This is a genomic window from Phaeovibrio sulfidiphilus, assembly GCF_014861485.1.
Classification (GTDB): Bacteria; Pseudomonadota; Alphaproteobacteria; order Rhodospirillales; family Rhodospirillaceae; genus Phaeovibrio; species Phaeovibrio sulfidiphilus.
The window spans coordinates 319,994-337,991 of sequence record NZ_JACZHT010000001.1; the positions used below are offsets into that span (position 1 = coordinate 319,994).

The 17,998-nt window shown below is 66.1% G+C and carries 16 protein-coding genes and 3 tRNA genes; 4 read left to right on the forward strand and 15 right to left on the reverse strand.

The window, feature by feature from the left end; all coding sequences use genetic code 11:
- The 11 genes from rpoB to IHV25_RS01410 all read right to left on the reverse strand — a co-directional run bounded on the left by rpoB (nucleotide 1) and on the right by IHV25_RS01410 (nucleotide 9,501).
- Complete coding sequence (gene rpoB, locus IHV25_RS01360) at nucleotides 1–4,182, reverse strand: DNA-directed RNA polymerase subunit beta (RefSeq protein WP_192533173.1); 4,182 nt, start codon at nucleotides 4,180–4,182, stop codon at nucleotides 1–3.
- A gap of 234 nt (nucleotides 4,183–4,416) precedes the next feature.
- Entirely contained in the window at nucleotides 4,417–4,800 is a 384-nt protein-coding gene (gene rplL, locus IHV25_RS01365; protein WP_192533174.1) for a 50S ribosomal protein L7/L12, read from the reverse strand.
- 69 nt (nucleotides 4,801–4,869) lie between these two features.
- Nucleotides 4,870–5,379, reverse strand: a complete 510-nt coding sequence (gene rplJ / locus IHV25_RS01370) for a 50S ribosomal protein L10 (protein WP_192533175.1) — start codon at nucleotides 5,377–5,379, stop codon at nucleotides 4,870–4,872.
- Nucleotides 5,380–5,651: 272 nt separating this feature from the next.
- Nucleotides 5,652–6,353: a 50S ribosomal protein L1 gene (gene rplA / locus IHV25_RS01375; protein WP_192533176.1), complete on the reverse strand. Its 702-nt coding sequence runs from the start codon at nucleotides 6,351–6,353 to the stop codon at nucleotides 5,652–5,654.
- Nucleotides 6,354–6,355: 2 nt separating this feature from the next.
- Nucleotides 6,356–6,784, reverse strand: coding sequence for a 50S ribosomal protein L11 (rplK, locus tag IHV25_RS01380; RefSeq protein WP_192533177.1), 429 nt, complete (start codon nucleotides 6,782–6,784; stop codon nucleotides 6,356–6,358).
- Nucleotides 6,785–6,913: 129 nt separating this feature from the next.
- Nucleotides 6,914–7,444 (reverse strand): transcription termination/antitermination protein NusG, encoded by a 531-nt coding sequence (nusG, locus tag IHV25_RS01385; protein ID WP_192533178.1) that lies wholly within the window; start codon nucleotides 7,442–7,444, stop codon nucleotides 6,914–6,916.
- Between the two features lie 4 nt (nucleotides 7,445–7,448).
- Nucleotides 7,449–7,646: a preprotein translocase subunit SecE gene (gene secE / locus IHV25_RS01390; protein WP_192533179.1), complete on the reverse strand. Its 198-nt coding sequence runs from the start codon at nucleotides 7,644–7,646 to the stop codon at nucleotides 7,449–7,451.
- A 144-nt stretch (nucleotides 7,647–7,790) separates the two neighbouring features.
- Nucleotides 7,791–7,866 (reverse strand) — tRNA-Trp (locus IHV25_RS01395).
- Between the two features lie 160 nt (nucleotides 7,867–8,026).
- Nucleotides 8,027–9,217 (reverse strand): elongation factor Tu, encoded by a 1,191-nt coding sequence (gene tuf, locus IHV25_RS01400; RefSeq protein ID WP_192533166.1) that lies wholly within the window; start codon nucleotides 9,215–9,217, stop codon nucleotides 8,027–8,029.
- An 85-nt stretch (nucleotides 9,218–9,302) separates the two neighbouring features.
- Nucleotides 9,303–9,376, reverse strand: a tRNA-Gly gene (locus IHV25_RS01405).
- A 39-nt stretch (nucleotides 9,377–9,415) separates the two neighbouring features.
- A tRNA-Tyr gene (locus tag IHV25_RS01410) sits at nucleotides 9,416–9,501 on the reverse strand.
- 784 nt (nucleotides 9,502–10,285) lie between these two features.
- Here IHV25_RS01410 and rlmB point away from each other — a divergent pair.
- A complete protein-coding gene (gene rlmB, locus IHV25_RS01415; protein WP_192533180.1) occupies nucleotides 10,286–11,128 on the forward strand; it encodes a 23S rRNA (guanosine(2251)-2'-O)-methyltransferase RlmB in 843 nt (280 codons plus the stop codon).
- A gap of 240 nt (nucleotides 11,129–11,368) precedes the next feature.
- Here the strand turns inward: rlmB and IHV25_RS01420 are convergent, their stop codons facing one another.
- The gene (locus tag IHV25_RS01420; protein ID WP_192533181.1) at nucleotides 11,369–12,193 is read right to left on the reverse strand and encodes an alpha/beta fold hydrolase; all 825 of its coding nucleotides are present in this window, start codon (nucleotides 12,191–12,193) and stop codon (nucleotides 11,369–11,371) included.
- A 22-nt stretch (nucleotides 12,194–12,215) separates the two neighbouring features.
- On the reverse strand, nucleotides 12,216–12,674 hold the full coding sequence (locus tag IHV25_RS01425) for an acyl-CoA thioesterase (protein WP_242018726.1): 459 nt from the start codon (nucleotides 12,672–12,674) through the stop codon (nucleotides 12,216–12,218).
- 95 nt (nucleotides 12,675–12,769) lie between these two features.
- On the opposite strand from IHV25_RS01425, the gene parE reads away from it, so the two are divergent.
- From parE to IHV25_RS01440, 3 genes are all read left to right on the forward strand, one after another.
- On the forward strand, nucleotides 12,770–14,767 hold the full coding sequence (gene parE, locus IHV25_RS01430) for a DNA topoisomerase IV subunit B (RefSeq protein WP_192533182.1): 1,998 nt from the start codon (nucleotides 12,770–12,772) through the stop codon (nucleotides 14,765–14,767).
- Between the two features lie 109 nt (nucleotides 14,768–14,876).
- Nucleotides 14,877–15,197, forward strand: coding sequence for a YggT family protein (locus IHV25_RS01435; RefSeq protein ID WP_192533183.1), 321 nt, complete (start codon nucleotides 14,877–14,879; stop codon nucleotides 15,195–15,197).
- Nucleotides 15,198–15,229: 32 nt separating this feature from the next.
- Nucleotides 15,230–15,550, forward strand: coding sequence for a DUF167 family protein (locus IHV25_RS01440; protein WP_338048565.1), 321 nt, complete (start codon nucleotides 15,230–15,232; stop codon nucleotides 15,548–15,550).
- 338 nt (nucleotides 15,551–15,888) lie between these two features.
- On the opposite strand, the gene IHV25_RS01445 is transcribed toward IHV25_RS01440, so the two are convergent.
- Nucleotides 15,889–16,626, reverse strand: coding sequence for a hypothetical protein (locus IHV25_RS01445; RefSeq protein ID WP_192533185.1), 738 nt, complete (start codon nucleotides 16,624–16,626; stop codon nucleotides 15,889–15,891).
- 122 nt (nucleotides 16,627–16,748) lie between these two features.
- On the reverse strand, nucleotides 16,749–17,987 hold the full coding sequence (locus IHV25_RS01450) for a geranylgeranyl diphosphate reductase (protein ID WP_192533186.1): 1,239 nt from the start codon (nucleotides 17,985–17,987) through the stop codon (nucleotides 16,749–16,751).
- Nucleotides 17,988–17,998 lie beyond the last annotated feature (11 nt).

Consider the following 17,998-nt stretch of genomic DNA (forward strand, 5'->3'; position numbering starts at 1 on the left):
TCAGGCGTCGCTCTGGTCCAGATCGACGTCAAGGCCAAGGGACCGCATTTCCTTGATCAGCACGTTGAAGCTCTCGGGGATGCCCGCCTCGAAGGTGTCGTCGCCCTTGATGATGGCTTCGTACACCTTGGTTCGGCCGGACACGTCGTCGGACTTCACCGTCAGCATCTCCTGGAGGATGTAGGCCGCGCCGTAGGCTTCCAGGGCCCAGACCTCCATTTCTCCGAAGCGCTGGCCGCCGAACTGGGCCTTGCCGCCCAGAGGCTGCTGGGTCACCAGGGAGTACGGGCCCACCGAGCGGGCGTGGATCTTCTCGTCGACCATGTGGTGGAGCTTGAGCATGTAGATGTAGCCCACCGTGACCTTGCGGTCGAACTGCTCGCCCGTGCGCCCGTCGTAGAGGGTCACCTGGCCCGAGGAGTCCAGCCCGGCCTTGTCGAGCATGTCCACGATGTCGCTCTCACGCGCGCCGTCGAACACCGGAGAGGACACGGGGACACCGTTCCTCAGGGTCTCGCCCAGCTCCAGGATCTGGTCGTCGCTCAGACGGGACAGGTCGTCCCGGGTGTGCTCCGGACCGTAGATGTCCTCGAGGCGGGCCCGGAGTTCCGGAACCTTAAGGTTCTGCTCGTAGATCTGGTCGAGCATCTGGCCGATCTGCTGGCCCAGGCCACGGCAGGCCCAGCCCAGGTGCGTTTCCAGAATTTGCCCCACGTTCATACGGGACGGCACGCCAAGCGGGTTCAAGACCAGGTCCACCGGGGTGCCGTCATCCAGGTACGGCATGTCCTCGGTCGGGTTGATCTTGGAGATCACGCCCTTGTTTCCGTGACGTCCGGCCATCTTGTCGCCCGGCTGCAGCTTGCGCTTCACCGCCACGAAGACCTTGACCATCTTCAGCACGCCCGGAGGCAGCTCGTCGCCCCGCTGGATCTTCTCCACGCGGCTCTCGAAGCGCTCCTGGATGCGGTCGATGGACTCCTTGTAGGACTTCTTCAGGGCCTCCAGAGCCACCGAGGCATCCTCGGAGGCCACCGCCACCTGGCGCAGCTCGGCCGAGGTGTAGGCTTCCAGGAAGGCCTCGTCGATCTGGGTGTTCACCGGCATGCCGCGGGTGCCGCCGACGATGGTCTGCCCCAGAAGGATCTCGCGCAGGCGACGGGCAAACGAACGCTCCAGAATGACGCGCTCGTCGTCCCGGTCCTTGGCCAGGCTCTCGATGTTCTGACGCTCGATGGCCAGGGTACGCTCGTCCTTGTCGACGCCGCGGCGGTTGAACACGCGGACCTCGACCACCGTGCCGGCGATTCCCGGGGGAACACGCAGGGAGGTGTCGCGGACGTCCGCGGCCTTCTCACCGAAGATGGCGCGCAGAAGCTTTTCCTCGGGGGTCATGGGGCTCTCGCCCTTCGGCGTGACCTTGCCCACCAGGATGTCGTTCGGCTGGACCTCGGCGCCGATGTAGACAATGCCGGCCTCGTCGAGGTTCTTCAGAGCCTCCTCACCCACGTTGGGAATATCCCGGGTGATTTCCTCCTGACCGAGCTTCGTGTCACGGGCCATGACCTCGAACTCCTCGATGTGGATCGAGGTGAAGACGTCATCGCGGACCATGCGCTCGGAGATGAGGATGGAGTCCTCGAAGTTGTAGCCGTTCCAGGGCATGAAGGCCACCAGGACGTTCCGGCCGAGCGCGAGCTCGCCCATCTCGGTGGAGGGTCCGTCGGCCAGAATGTCGCCGCGGAGAACCTCGTCACCCACCTTCACCAGAGGACGCTGGTTGATACAGGTGTTCTGGTTGGAGCGCTGGAACTTGCGCAGACGGTAGATGTCCACGCCGGACTCGGCTGCCTGGAGATCCTCGTTCGCGCGGATCACGATACGGGTCGCGTCCACCTGCTGGACCACGCCACCGCGGCGCGCCGCGATGACGGCGCCCGAGTCACGGGCCACAGCGGATTCCATGCCGGTGCCCACGAAGGGAGCCTCGGCCCGGACCAGGGGAACGGCCTGACGCTGCATGTTCGAGCCCATCAGCGCACGGTTCGCGTCGTCGTTCTCGAGGAAGGGGATCAGGGCCGCCGCCACCGAAACCAGCTGCTTCGGCGAGACGTCGATGTGATCGATTTCCTCCGGGTCCACCATCTCGTAGTCGCCGCCCTTGCGCACGGAGACCAGGTCTTCGGCGAAGCGGCCTTCCTCGGTCAGCTGGGCGTTGGCCTGGGCGATGACAAACTTGCTCTCCTCCATGGCGGAGATGTAGTGCACGTTGTCCGTGACCTTGCCGTCAATGACCTTGCGGTACGGGGTCTCGATGAAGCCGTAGGGGTTGACCCGGGCGAAGGTCGCCAGCGAGTTGATCAGACCGATGTTCGGGCCTTCCGGCGTCTCAATCGGGCAGATACGGCCATAGTGAGTGGTGTGGACGTCACGGACCTCGAAGCCCGCGCGCTCACGGGTCAGACCACCGGGGCCAAGGGCCGAGAGACGGCGCTTGTGGGTGATCTCGGACAGCGGGTTCGTCTGGTCCATGAACTGGGACAGCTGGCTGGAGCCGAAGAACTCGCGCACCGCCGCCGCCGCCGGCTTGGCGTTGATGAGGTCGTGGGGCATAACCGTGTCGATATCGACCGCGCTCATGCGCTCCTTGATGGCGCGCTCCATGCGCAGCAGGCCGACCTGGTACTGGTTCTCCATGAGCTCGCCCACCGAGCGGACGCGCCGGTTGCCCAGGTGGTCGATGTCGTCGATCTCGCCGCGGCCGTCCTTCAGGTCCACGAGGACGCGCACGATGGCGATGATGTCCTCCTTGCGCAGGACGCGCTGGGTGTCGGGAACGTCCGCAAGCGAGAAGCCCAGGCGCGCGTTCATCTTCACGCGGCCCACGGCCGAGAGGTCATAGCGCTCCGGATCGAAGAACAGGGAGCGGAACAGGGCCTCCGCCGTGTCCAGGGTCGGGGGCTCGCCCGGACGCATGACACGGTAGATGTCGATCAGGGCCTCCTCGCGGGTGGTGTTCTTGTCCACCTTCAGCGTGTTGCGGATGTAGGGGCCCACGTTGATGTTGTCGATGTGCAGGACCGGCAGTTCCGTGACGCCCGCACGCTCGATGGACTCAAGGACCGGCTCGGTGATCTCGTCACCGGCCTCGGCGAAGACCTCTCCGGTCTCGACGTCGATCATGTCCTCGCCCAGGAAGCGGCCGTAGAGATCCTCGGGGAAGATGCGGATCTCGGACAGGCCCTCCTCAACCAGCCGGCGCGCAGCCCGCTGGGTGACCTTGGTGCCCGCCTCCAGCTTCACCTCGCCGGTGCGCGCGTCCACAAGGTCGTTCATCAGCTTGACGCCCTTGAAGAAGTCCGGCTGGAACGCAATCTTCCAGCCCTGGTCGTCGCGCAGGTAGGTTTCCTTGTCGTAGAAGCACTCGAGGATTTCCTCGGCGCTCATGCCGGACATCTCGGTGATGTCGACGGAACGTCCCTCGCTCTCGCGCTCGCGGCGCAGGGCCTGGGTCTCGCGGCTCTCGAGGGCGTACAGCAGCGTGGTCACCGGCAGCTTCCGGCGACGGTCAATACGCACGTACACCAGGTCCTTGGCGTCGAACTCGAAGTCCAGCCACGAGCCGCGGTACGGGATCACACGGGCGGCGAACAAGTACTTGCCCGAGGAGTGGGTCTTGCCCTTGTCGTGGTCGAAGAACACGCCCGGGGAGCGGTGCATCTGGGACACGATCACGCGCTCGGTCCCGTTGACGATGAAGGTTCCGTTGGAGGTCATCAGGGGCATGTCGCCCATGTAGACTTCCTGGTCCTTCGCATCACGCATGGAGCGGGCGCCGGTGTCCTCGTCGAGGTCGAACACCACAAGGCGCAGGGTGACCTTCAGGGGCGCGGCGTAGGTGATGCCGCGCTTCTGGCACTCGTCGGTATCGTATTTCGGTTCCTCGAGCTCGTAGGACAGGAACTGGAGTTCCCCCTTGCCGGCGAAGTCCTTGATGGGGAACACGCCGTTCAGGACTGCCTGGAGACCACTGTTGGTGCGCTCGTTCGGATGGACACCGAGCTGCAGAAACTGGTCGTAGGAGCTTTTCTGAACTTCGATCAGATTGGGCATCGGGGCGACCGACGGGATGCGGCCAAAGTCTTTCCGAATGCGCTTCTGACGGTTGGGCGAGATGGTCATTACGCTCCTCGTGTACGTCTGGGGCTGCGTGCGCCGAAACGGGCGCGCCGGAGCCGAGGGAACCGATGGGCTTATGCAAGATGGGGGTGAGAAAACCCCGATCAAAGGCAAAAACTATAAAGAGTCACAATACGGCAAAACAACGGCGAATGACCGGACGGCGCTTCCCCATCGTTTTGGGGCGCCCCGTCCGGCCAATTCTCTCCTCCAGCTCCCATGCGGGAGCCGGGGTTCTTACTTGATGGAAACCTTCGCGCCGGCTTCCTCAAGCTGCTTCTTCATCTTCTCGGCCTCGTCCTTGGACACGCCTTCCTTCACGGGCTTCGGCGCACCCTCGACCAGGTCCTTGGCTTCCTTGAGGCCGAGGCTGGTGATCGCACGGACTTCCTTAATCACGTTGATCTTCTTGTCGCCGGCGTCCTCGAGGATCACGTCGAACTCGGTCTTCTCCTCAGCGGCCGCGGCACCCTCGCCAGCGCCCGGGGCCATCATCATCATGCCGCCCATGGGAGCAGCGGCGGACACGCCCCACTTCTCCTCGAGCATCTTGGAGAGCTCAGCGGCCTCCAGGACGGTCAGAGCGGAAAGTTCGTCAACGAGTTTGGCAAGATCAGCCATTTGAATTACTCCAGTATAAGGTCAGGTGACTTACGTCTAGACAAAGGGCAAACCGCGATCAGGCGGCCATTACTCTTTCGTGGCGTACGCGTTGAAGACCCGAGCAAGCTGTGCGGCCGGCGCCTGGGCGACGGTGGCGACACGGGTGGCGGGGGTCGTGATCATGCCGATCAGGCGGGCGCGCAGCTCGTCCAGCGACGGCAGCTTTGCCAGCGCTTCGACGTCTGCAACACTCAGGGGCTTGCCCTCCATCGATCCGCCCAGAACGACAAGCTTGTCCTTCTTCTTGGCGAACTCGACAGAGACCTTGGCAGCCGCCACCGCGTCCTCGGACGTGGCGATGGCCGTCGGGCCCACAAACAGATCAGCAAGACCTTCAAACTGCGTACCCGCGAGAGCAAGGCGCGTGATCCGGTTCTTGGTGACACGGAACGATGCCCCGGCAGCGCGCATCTGCCTGCGAAGATCCTCCAGCTCAGCGACCGTCAGCCCCTTGTAGTGGGTGACGACGACCGTCGTGGTGGATCCGAACAGGCCGGCGAGCTCCGCGATCAGTTCCTTTTTTTGTTCCCGGTTCACGGTACACTCCGCTTCCTGGTCCGCCTGCGTCACAGCGCAAACGGACTGGTTGCCCTCACAAATCCTCCGGTGCCGAAGCCACGGAGGGGGTGAAACCTGCCCCGGAAAGTCAGCCTGCCTTCCATACGGAAGAGAAGAAAACTGCTTACCGTCTGCGCGGGCGAGGAGGGATCCTCTTCAAGCCCTCTCTCTCACACGGACAGAGCGGGCACCTGCGGTCTCGGACAGGGTACTGCGCCCCCCGCTCATGGAACGGGAGGCGCAAATTCAGATTAGGCGCCCTCGGTCAGCGAGGAGACGCTCAGCTTGACGCCCGGCCCCATGGTGGAGCTGAGAGCGACGCGCTTCAGATAGGTTCCCTTGGCGCCAGTCGGCTTCGCGCGGACCAGGGCGTCAACGAACGCACGGACGTTGTCCGCAAGCTGGTCCTCGGTGAAGGAGGCGCGACCGATACCGGCGTGGACGATACCCGCCTTCTCGACGCGGAACTGCACCTGACCGGCCTTCGCGGCATCCACGGCGCCCTTGACGTCCATGGTGACGGTGCCGAGCTTCGGGTTCGGCATCAGGCCACGGGGGCCCAGAACCTTACCCAGACGGCCCACGATACCCATCATGTCGGGGGTCGCGATGCAGCGGTCGAAATCCATGGTGCCGCCCTGGATGATTTCCATCAGGTCCTCGGCGCCCACGATGTCGGCGCCAGCGGCGCGGGCCTCGTCAGCCTTGTCACCCTTCGCGAACACGGCGACCCGGAGGGTCTTGCCGGTGCCGTGGGGCAGGCCAACCACGCCACGGACCATCTGGTCCGCGTGGCGCGGGTCAACGCCCAGAGCAACCGCGATCTCGACGGTCTCGTCGAACTTCGCCTTCGCGCGCTCCTTGACCATGCGGACGCCGTCCGCCAGGTCGTACTGCTTCAGACGGTCGATGCCCTCGGAGGCCGCCTTCAGACGCTTGCCAACCTTCGCCATAATCAGCCCTCCACCCTCAGGCCCATGGAACGGGCGGAACCAACAATCATCTCGACCGCGGCATCAACCGTCGCCGCGTTCAGGTCGGCCATCTTCTTCTCGGCGATCTCACGGCACTGGTCCATGGTCACAGCGCCGACGGTGCCATGACCGGCGGTCTGCGAGCCCTTGTCCAGACCGGCCGCCTTCTTGAGGAAGTAGGCAACGGGAGGGGTCTTCGTGACAAAGCTGAAGGTGCGGTCGGCATAGGCCGTGATCACCACCGGGATCGGCATGCCCGGCTCCAGCTGCTGCGTGGCGGCGTTGAACGCCTTGCAGAATTCCATGATGTTCAGGCCGCGCTGACCCAGAGCCGGACCCACGGGGGGGCTCGGGTTGGCCTTGCCGGCGGGGATCTGGAGCTTGATATAGCCCAGGACTTTCTTCGCCATAGGAAACCTCGGTCCTTTTCAAAGTGTTACAAGGGTGCCCGAAGGGCCGCGGTCCGGTGGCGCATGGACTTTCCGCGCCGTGCCTCCCGCGCTGCCGGAGCCCGCCTCAGGGACGGGCCCGGGAAAAAATCAGACTTTTTCCACCTGGGTGTACTCGAGCTCGACCGGTGTCGAACGCCCGAAGATCGAGACCGACACCTTCAGGCGGGCACGCTCGTGGTCGACCTCTTCGACCAGCCCGTTGAAGGAGGCAAACGGACCGTCCGAAACGCGGACCTGCTCGCCAATCTCGAAGGAGATGGAGGGACGGGGACGCTCGACCCCTTCCTGTACCTGGGTGAGGATGCGCTCGGCCTCCGCCTCGGAGATGGGCTGGGGACGACCCCGGCCACCGAGAAAGCCCGTCACCTTGGGCGTATTCTTGACAAGGTGCCAGGTCTCGTCGGTCAGGTCCATCCGCACCAGCACATAGCCGGGGAAGAACTTCCGCTCCGTATTGACCCGCGCGCCGCGACGCACCTCGACGACCTCTTCGGCCGGAACCAGAACTTCCTCGATCAGGGGCTCGAGACCCTTCTGCGCGGCCTGCTCACGGATGGACTGGGCAACCTTGCCCTCGAACCCGGAGTAGACATGGATGACGTACCAGCGCGCGGACATGGCTCTAGCCTCTCACCGAAAAGAGGAGTTCCACGGCCCACGACAGAATTCCGTCGACCGCAAGGAAGAACAGGGACGCCAGAAGCACCATGATGAAGACCATCACGGTGGAAATAATCGCTTCTTTTCTGGACGGCCAGGTGACCTTCGAAAGCTCCTGACGAACCTGGCGAATATATTGTGCGGGCGTTGTCTTGGCCATCAGTCCGTTCCGAAAATGAAAAAACGAGTCGCCACCCGGACCCTGATCCGACCGGAGGACGACCCCGAAAACATACAGCAGTGTCAAACGCCTGGACAGCACGTGCTCTGTTCGTGGCGCACAGTCAGGATCGGCTTGGGTCGATGGCAGGGGTGACAGGACTCGAACCCGTAACCCCCGGTTTTGGAGACCGGTGCTCTACCAGTTGAGCTACACCCCTCCAGCGACAGCGCCGCCCGATCTCGGGCTTTGCTCTGATCTCCCCTGACTTGGCGGGAAGACCCCAAACACGGCCGCCTCTATAGACGGTCCCCCGTGCTTAATCAAGGACTTTTTACTGCTCCGGCCCGGGGATGGACCGGAGCAGAAAGTCGTCAGACTTACTTCACGATGGATGCAACAACGCCGGCACCGACCGTGCGACCGCCCTCGCGAATGGCGAAGCGCAGGCCCTCGTCCATGGCGATCGGGGCAATCAGGTTCACAACCATGGCCACGTTATCGCCCGGCATCACCATCTCCATGCCTTCCGGCAGCTCGATGGTGCCCGTCACGTCCGTCGTGCGGAAGTAGAACTGCGGGCGGTAGTTGGAGAAGAACGGCGTGTGACGGCCACCCTCTTCCTTCGTCAGGATGTAGCACTCGCACTTGAAGCTCGTGTGCGGGGTGATCGAGCCCGGCTTCGCCAGGACCTGACCGCGCTCCACGTCGTCGCGCTTCGTGCCACGCAGCAGGATACCCACGTTGTCGCCCGCCTCGCCCTGGTCGAGCAGCTTGCGGAACATCTCAACACCCGTGCAGGTGGTCTTCTGGGTGTCGCGGATGCCGACGATCTCGACTTCCTCACCCACCTTCACAACACCACGCTCCACACGGCCGGTGACAACCGTGCCACGACCCGAGATCGAGAACACGTCCTCGATCGGCATCAGGAACGCCTTGTCCTTCGGACGCTCCGGCTGCGGAATGTAGGAGTCGACCGCCGCCATCAGGCTCATGACCGCGTCACGGCCCAGGGTGTCGTTGGTGCCCTCGAGAGCCGCCAGAGCCGAACCCTTCACGATGGGGATATCGTCGCCCGGGAAGTCGTACGAGGACAGAAGCTCGCGAACCTCGAGCTCGACCAGCTCCAGGAGCTCCTCGTCGTCAACCATGTCGCACTTGTTCAGGAACACCACCAGGGCCGGAACGCCGACCTGACGGGCCAGAAGGATGTGCTCGCGGGTCTGGGGCATCGGGCCGTCGGCCGCCGACACCACCAGGATCGCGCCGTCCATCTGCGCCGCACCGGTGATCATGTTCTTCACGTAGTCCGCGTGACCCGGGCAGTCGACGTGCGCGTAGTGGCGGTTCGCCGTCTCGTACTCCACGTGGGAGGTCGAGATCGTGATGCCGCGGGCGCGCTCCTCGGGAGCCTTGTCAATCATGTCGTAGCCCCGGAATTCGGCACCGCCGGCCTCCGAGAGAACCTTCGTGATCGCCGCGGTCAGCGTCGTCTTGCCATGGTCAACGTGACCGATGGTGCCGATGTTGCAGTGCGGTTTGCTGCGCTCAAATTTTTCTTTCGACATGGTCGATCCCGTCTCTTCATTTGAGTGAGGGGCTGGCTGCACAACAGCTGTACAGCGACCCACCCGGTTGGGACAAAAACGAAGCTGGAGCGGGTGATGGGAATCGAACCCACGTAACCAGCTTGGAAGGCTGGGGCTTTACCATTAAGCTACACCCGCGTATCCCGCCGGACGCGAATCCGGCGGGTCGCTCAAAACTGGTGGAGGGGGTTGGATTCGAACCAACGTAGGGTCACCCCGCCGGATTTACAGTCCGGTGCCTTTAACCACTCGACCACCCCTCCCCGGGGCCACCGTCCGGCTTGCACTGTGTGCTCCCCGTCGGTGAGGACGCATCATTAAAAAAAACTGCCCTGTGCTGTCAACGGCCATTTTCAAAATTACGGTTTTTTTTCAAAAAACACGCGTCAAAGGGGGTGCGGCGCGGGTCCGCCCGGAGCTCCCGGCGGGAAACCGACCGAACGGGACGGGGCGGAGGCCCGAAATCCCGCTGGCACCCGGTTGGCGACGGGCAAAAATCCGGCGGCTCGGGGCAGGACGAGGTCGAGCCGGGTCCGCGGCGCCGACCGGCAGGCCGTCCGGCATGATTCGGTGTGTCGGGACGCTGTCCGGGCGGGCACCGGAACGGTCGGGCCTACAATCGGGCCTGTACGAGTGCGGCAGCGTCGGTGCGGTCCGGCCGGTGGCGCGCGGCTGGCCCGCACACGCCGACGCCATACCGGGCCGCCCCCTGTCCCGGTGCGCCTCCGAATCTCCGATGGTCCGCCATACGCGTGCAGGGCGGCGGGTGGATTCTCCGGATCCGGGATTCGGTCCCACGCACCCGAACGGCGCGACCTGCGCAGTGTTTGCGCGCCCACGGTGAAACGAGGCCATCCAGCGCGAGGGACCGTGTCCGCCGTCGGTTGGGCACACGATCCGCGCCGCCCCGCCCGCCCCCGGCGCGCCACCGGCATGGACGCACGGCGTCGAGCGGCGCTAACCGGCCCCGGCTTGCATGCGGGGCTTGCGTTTTCCGCGCGCTCCGCCCCAACTGTTCGCATTCAGACACCTTTCGGAAAAAGCCCCATGCGCAAACCTGTCCGCAGACGTTCCCCCGACACCCCCGCAGCCGCCGAGCCTCCGGCACGCCCCCACGGCGAGGCCCGGGGCAAGCCCCGCCCCGGTCGCGAGAGCGCGGGCGCCAGCGCTCCGGCCCAGCCGCCCGGAACGTTCTGGCTCTTCGGACGGCACGCGGTCGAGGCCGCCCTTGCGAATCCGAAGCGCACCTGCCTGCGCCTGAACGGCACCCCCGAGGCCCTGGAGGGCCTTCGGAATCCCCGCCCGGAGCTGAAGCCCGAGCCGGTCACCCGCATGGATCTGGACCTGCGGCTTCCGCCCGGCGCCATCCACCAGGGGCTGGCCCTTCTGGTGCGCCCCCTGCGCTCGTGGTCGGTGGAGGACGTGGCCGCCCTTGAGGGCCCGGCCGTTGTGGTCATGCTCGACCAGGTCAGCGATCCGCACAATGTGGGAGCCATCTGGCGCTCGGCGGCGGCCTTCGGGGTCAAGGCGGTCATTGTCCAGGACCGGAACTCCCCGGACGAGACGGGCGTGCTTGCCCGCTCGGCCTGCGGTGCCCTGGAGCGTGTCCCGGCGGTGCGGGCCTCCAACCTGTCGCGGGCGCTCGACACCCTGAAAGAGGGGGGCTTCTGGTGCGCGGGCCTGGAGGCGCGCGGCGAGACGCTTCTGTCCGAGGCCAAGCTGGGCGAGCGGATTGTTGTGGTTCTGGGGGCCGAGGGCAGTGGCCTGAGGCGTCTGGTGCGGGAACACTGCGATGTGCTCGTCCGGCTGCCCATGTCCGGAGACATGGAGAGCCTGAACGTCTCGAACGCGGCGGCGATCACGTTTTACGACCTGTTCTGCCGGCGCTGAGCCCCAGCCCGGACCACCCCGGATCGCTCACGGCACCACGGCGCACCGCTCCATGGCCCCGCCAACGGGCAGCGACTTCGCGCGCCACCGCGCCCGGGGGGACACGTCCTCCCGCACGTGAGCGGGAGCCCGGCCCCGGGGCATCACAGCCCCCCACCGGCCCCCGCCACATCACATCACATTACCGTCCCCCGGCCCCACCACACATCCCCGCCCGGGGGACGCGCATCCGTGCGGAGGCTACTCCCCCGCACTCCAGGCCGCACGGCGTGCGGCGGCGCTCTCGATAAAGGCCCGCAGAAGCGCGGTCAGGGTGGCGGGAGCGTCCGCGTTCAGCCAGTGCCCCGAATCCCGCACGGTCACCATACGGGACCGGGGGAACAGGGTCCGGATCCGGGGCCGGTCCGCATCGGAAAGGTACGCGCTGCGCCCCGCCTTCACAAACACGGTGGGCGCATCGAACACCGCATCCCCGGGCAGCGCGGGGAACCCCTTGAGCGCCGGCAGGGAGGCCTTCAGGACCGGCAGGTTCAGGCGCCAGCGAAAATGTCCGCCCGCATCCCGCTCCAGGTTCTGAAGCAGGAAGCCGCGCAGGCGGGGCTCGTCCAGATCCCGGTTCAGGGCCTCCTCGGCCTCGCGGCGGGTGGCAAAGGTGTCCACCGGCAGCCGCTCCATAAGGGCGATGAGACGCTCCGCCCCCTCCATGTCCGGAGAGGTGGCCGGAGCAATGTCCAGGACCGCCAGCGCGTCCAGCCGTTCGGGGGCGCTCAAGGCCAGGGTCATGGCCACCTTCCCCCCCATGGAGAAGCCCACAAGAAGGGGCGCCTCCAGACCCTCGGCGTCTAGCCAGGACAGCACATCCGCCGCCATGGCCGGATAGGTCATGTCCTCTGTCCAGGCCGCGCCGCCGTGATTGGGCAGGTCCAGCAGGTGCATGTCGGCCACGTCCGCCAGCGGAGTGACGACCGAGCGCCAGTTGGCCGCCGAGCCGAACAGCCCGTGCAGGAACACCACCGGGACCGTGCCCGGCGTGCCCAGTCTCTGCATGCGGCGACAGGCGCTCATGACACGGGCCCTGGGTCAGGGGTTACTGGGGGAACGGGATCGGGTTGCCGCCGTCGTCCACGCGCACGAACACAAAGTTGCCCTCGGTCACCAGGAAGAACTTCCCGTACTCGGCGGGATCCGTGCGGTTCGTGCCCGACCAGGACTTGACCCCGGGATAGCGGCGCACCCAGGTCTGCACGTGGATGGTGATGGAGGTCCGCCCCTTGCGCACAACCGAGCAGTACACCGAGACCTCGTCCCCCACCTGAACGGGCTTGTGGAACGTCAGGGCCTCGACGGCGACCGTCACCACGCGGCCGCCGGTCACCAGCCGGGCATAGACCCCGCCGCCCACGTCCATCTGGGACATGATCCAGCCGCCGAAGATGTCGCCGTTCTGGTTGGTGTTGGCGGGCATGGCCACTTGCCGAATCGCAAGATGCCCGCGGGCGCCGCCGGGCCGGATCACGGCCTCGTCATACATTTCCTCAGGAACCATAAGTGAAATCCTCTCCTGTTTTTCTGCGCCCCTTGGACAGGGCTTGTCGGGTGCGCGCTTGCGGAGCACCGGCATAACTGGGTATATATCCAGCCATGAGCGATCTATTTCAAGACGGAATCCCCTCGGGGAACGCAGAAACCTATACCGCGGACACCATCGAGGTGCTCGAGGGGCTGGAGCCTGTTCGCAAGCGTCCGGGCATGTACATCGGCGGAACCGACGAGCGCGCCTTCCATCACATGGCGGCGGAGATCGTGGACAACGCCATGGACGAGGCCGTGGCCGGACACGCCACCGGCATCTGGCTGGACCTGCGCGCGGACGGCTCGGTGTCGGTGCGTGACAACGGGCGCGGCATCCCCGTGGACCCGCACCCCAAGTTCCCGGACCGCAGCGCCCTCGAGATCATCCTGACCACCCTGCACTCCGGCGGCAAGTTCGGCAGCGGCGCCTACAAGGTGTCGGGCGGACTTCACGGCGTGGGGCTTTCGGTGGTGAACGCCCTGTCGGCCCGGCTGACCGTCGAGGTGGCGCGGGAGAAGACCCTCTGGACCCAGAGCTTCGAGCGCGGCATTCCCGTGACCACACTGGAGCGGGTCGGCGCGGTCTCCAACCGCCGGGGCACCACCGTCACCTTCGTTCCCGACCCCCAGATTTTCGGCGAGGGGCTCCAGTTCAAGCCCGGAACGCTGTACCGGATGGTGCGCTCGAAGGCGTACCTGTTCCGGGGCGTCAAGATCCACTGGAGCTGCGCCCCCGAGCTGCTGCGCGGCATCGACAACGTGCCCGAGCGCGAGGACATCCACTTCCCCAACGGGCTGGAGGACTTCCTGCGCGCCACCCTGAAGGACCAGCCCCTGGTGGGCGACCGCCTGTTCGCGGGGCGCACGGCGCTGGCGGACAACCGCGGCTCGGTGGAGTGGGCCCTGTGCTGGCCCGAGGACTCGGACGGCTTCCTGTCGTCCTACGTCAACACGATTCCCACCGTGGACGGCGGCACCCACGAGGCCGGCCTGCGCGGCGCCCTGACCAAGGGCCTGAAAGCCTACGGCGAGATGGCCGGGCAGAAGAAGCGCGCCGACACCCTCACCCCCGAGGACGTGATCGGCGGCGCGGCCATCATGCTGTCCGTGTTCATCACCGAACCCCAGTTCCAGAGCCAGACCAAGGGGCGCCTGGTCAACGCCGACGCCACCCGCCTGGTGGAACAGGCCGTGCGCGACAGCTTCGACCACTGGCTGTCCGGCGCGCCCGACATGGCCAACGCCATTCTGGGCCAGGCCTTCGAGCGGGCCGAGGACCGCCTGCGCCGCCGCCAGGCCAAGGAGACCAGCCGCAAGAGCGCCACGAAGCGGCTCCGGCTGCCCGGAAAGCTCGCGGACTGCACCCGCTCCAGCCGGGAGGGCACCGAGCTCTTCCTGGTGGAGGGCGACAGCGCCGGCGGCTCCGCCAAGCAGGCCCGCAACCGGGAAACCCAGGCCGTGCTTCCGCTGCGGGGCAAGATCCTGAACGTGGCCTCCGCCTCGGTGGACAAGATGGTTGCGAACCAGGAACTGTCCGACCTGGTCGAGGCTCTCGGCTGCGGCACCGGACGGAGCTTCGAGAGGGAGCGCCTGCGCTACGACCGGGTCATCATCATGACCGACGCCGACGTGGACGGCGCCCACATCGCCAGCCTGCTCATGACCTTCTTCTTCCGGGAAATGCCCGAGCTGGTCGCCGCCGGGCACCTGTACCTGGCCCAGCCGCCGCTCTACCGCCTGACCCAGGGGGCCAAGAGCGTCTACGCCCGCGACGACGCCCACCGGGACGAGTTGCTGAAGACCGTGTTCAAGGGCAAGGGGAAAGTGGACATCTCCCGGTTCAAGGGCCTGGGCGAGATGCCCATGATCCAGCTGCGCGAGACCACCATGTCCCCCGCCACCCGGCAGCTCCTGCGGGTCACGGTCCCGACGGGCCGCACCGAGGAGGATCACGAGGAGGCCAAGGTCACCGCCCGCCTGGTCGAGGATCTCATGGGCCGCAAGCCGGAAAAGCGCTTCCAGTTCATTCAGGAAAACGCCCGGTTCATCGAGGTCCTGGACATCTGAGAACGCGCCGCATTCCCCGGAAACCCTGTGTTTCCGCCCTTGTGCGCGTGCGGACATTTGTCTATCGTCCAGGGGATCTCTTAACCCCTTTTAGGAAGTGGCCCCCTTCATGTTCCTGCTCAATATGATTCTCTTCTTCCTGATCCTTGTTCTGCGCCTCTATCTCTTTGCCCTGATCGGCAACGCGATCATGAGCTGGCTCATTGCGTTCAACATCCTGAAGACCAGCAACGCCTGGGTCCGCTCCACCTACCAGTTCCTGAACCTGGTCACCGAACCGGCCCTGCGCCCGATCCGCCGCCTTGTCCCCTCGAAGGGGCCCGTGGACTGGTCCGCCCTGGTGCTGTTCGTGGCGCTCTTCATCCTTCTCCAGATTTTCAAGGCCCTGTCCGCGGGTCTGGTCGCCGCTGCGGCTCCCGCGGCCGGCTGAGTCCCGGCGTGACGGACACCGCCCCCCCATCTGTGCCATGGAGCGTCCGCAAGGATGCTCTGTGGCTTTCCGTCCGGCTGACCCCGAAAGCCCGCAAGGTCGGGGTTCTGGGACTCCAGACGGACGCCAACGGCGATGTTGCCGTGAAGGCCGCCGTCTCCGCCCCGCCGGAGAACGGAAAGGCCAACGCCGCCCTTGTGGACCTGCTGGCCAAAACCTGGGGCTTTCCGAAGCGGGATCTGAGCATCGTCCAGGGCGAGACGGACCGGCGCAAGGTCGTGGCCATCGCCGGAGACCCGGACACCCTCACCGCCCGCCTTGCTCCCCTTGTGGAAGCCCTGCCGCGGGGCTAGCCCGCCACCACACACGGCTCCACGGCCAGACATGACCCGGGCTTCTCCGGGGAACCAGCCCGAGCCCGGACTCGGTCCCCACTTCCAGACCATCCCCTGGCCACCCCGGCCCAATCATCCAGGCCCCCGGTAACAGGCACCACCACGCACAGGCCTCTGCCCCGGCCTGTCCGGCCCGGTCGTGCGCATCCCCTCCCCGGCGCCAGGCACGGGCGCACAAAAAAGGGCGGGGATCCCCCCGCCCGCTTGCACCCGTCACACCGTTTGTAAAAACCGCCCGGGCCTGCCCCGGGTCGCCCCCACGAGGCCGAGCCCTGCGGCCCGGACGCCTGTGCGGCTCAGTCGCCGGCGGGTCCGGCCGAACCCTCCGCATCGGAATCCGTGTCCTCCTCGGCCTCCGCGTCACGCTCCCGGGCCATCTCGTCGGCATGGAGCGCCAGCCAGATGCTGGAGAACAGGGGAGCGGCGGCCCGAAGCGTCTCCCGATCCAGGGGACCGGCTCCGTGGCGGGCCTCAAGCTCCGAGCGCAGGCGCGTGACGGCCTCCGGCAGATAGAGCAGGAGACCGCCCCCGAACACCGTCTTCTTTCCCGAGGCCACCAGGCGCCCGGCCAGCATGTCCCCCGGGGAGACCATGGTCGAGGCCGTCTTCTCGTGGACCAGAACCGGCCCGGCGTCCGCGCCCAGGGTGTCCTTGACAAGCACCGTGCGACCGGGCTCGACCTCCAGAACCTCCAGCAAGGTGGGAACCGATTCGGCAAGCGAGGTCAGGTACCCCTTCACCAGCATCTTTTCCTTCCAGCCCCGGCGCCGCAGGTAGACCTCCACGATGTTGCCCTGCTCGTGCTCCGGATTGCCGTCCTCGAAGGTGCGGCTCACCATGTCCTCGAACGCGGCCCCGAACAGGGCCATGCCCCAGTTGGGACCGATGAAGCGCGACAGATCCTCGAACTTCTCGAAGCCATGGGCCTCCATGACCTCTTTCACGTGCTCGTCGCGCACAGCGTCCGTGCGCAGCCGCCACTCGCCGCCCTGCGCATAGCGGACAAGGCCGCCGATCGACGTTCCAACAGACATTCCGGAGCCCTCCAGGCCAGAAAAACAGAGGCCGCGGTTATAGCAGATTTCCGCCGGAAAAAAAGCCGCCCGGCCACGGGGGCGGGCGGCTTTCACGATCCCGGACCGGGATCCGCTCGGCGTCAGGCGGCTTTCTTTTTCTTGCTGCCCTTCGCGTCCTTCTCGGCGTCGGTCTTCATCAGACCGACCAGGTGCGCCAGATCCTTGAAGAACACCTTCAGCTTGGCCATGGACTTTTTGCGGGTCATGCGCTTGTTCATGTAGGAATCCCAGGTCATGGCCTGGATATCCTTGTCGGCGCACAGGGTCACGAACTGCTCGCGGCGCTTGTCGCTGCGGTACCAGAACTTCTGGAGCCAGCCCAGCACGCGGAACACCTTGCCGTGACGCTCCATGAAGACGACGCGGGCGTTGGCCAGGGCCTCCGGGCGACCGCTCATGAGGAACTCGGAGACGGCGCGCGCGGCAAGGCGGCCGCCCTCCATGGCGTAGAAGATGCCCTCGCCCGAGGACGGAGCCACACACCCGGCCGCATCCCCCGCCAGAACCAGGTCGCGGCCGTTGTCCCACTTCTTGCGCGGGTACAGCGGCAGGGGAGCGCCCTCGCAGCGCAGGGTCTCGGCCTCCGTCAGGCCCGACAGCTCCCGCAGCAGCTTGGTCGCGTCCTTCAGGTTGAAGCCCTGCTGGTCCGAGCCCACCCCGATGGAGACCGTGTCCCCGTGGGGGAACACCCAGCCGTAGAAGTCCGGAGACACCCGCCCCTGGTACCACACATCGCACTGGGTGCCGTCGAAGCCCTCGGGGGTCTTGACGATCTCGTGGTAGGCGCCGACCTGGGGGATCTTCTCCTCGCCCAGGGTCTGGCGGGCCACCCGGGAGGACGAGCCGTCCGCCCCGATCACCGCCCGGGCCCGCAGGCGCAGGGGCTCGGCACCCTCCTTCGCGTCCTTCGGAAGGTAGGTGACAACCGCGGTGCCGTCCGCGTCGCGCTCGAAGGTCTTGAAGGTGCCGCGAATGTACTTCGCGCCCATCTTCTCCGCGCGCTCGCGCAGCCAGGGGTCGAAGGTCTTGCGGTCAACCATGCCCACAAAACCGTTCTCCACCGGCATGATGACGATCTTGCCCGAGGGCCCAATCATCCGCGCACTGGTCACCCGGGTGCACAGGGCGCTTTCGGGAATGCCGAACTCGCGCATGGCCACCGGGGGAATGGCGCCGCCGCAGGGCTTGACGCGGTCATCCCGGTCCAGAAGCACCACGTTGCGCCCCTCCAGGGCAAGGTCGAATGCGGCCGTGGCACCGGCAGGGCCTCCGCCCACAACGACAACATCGAAGGTCTCGGCTTTTTTGGTGTCGGTCATGACTAGGGTCC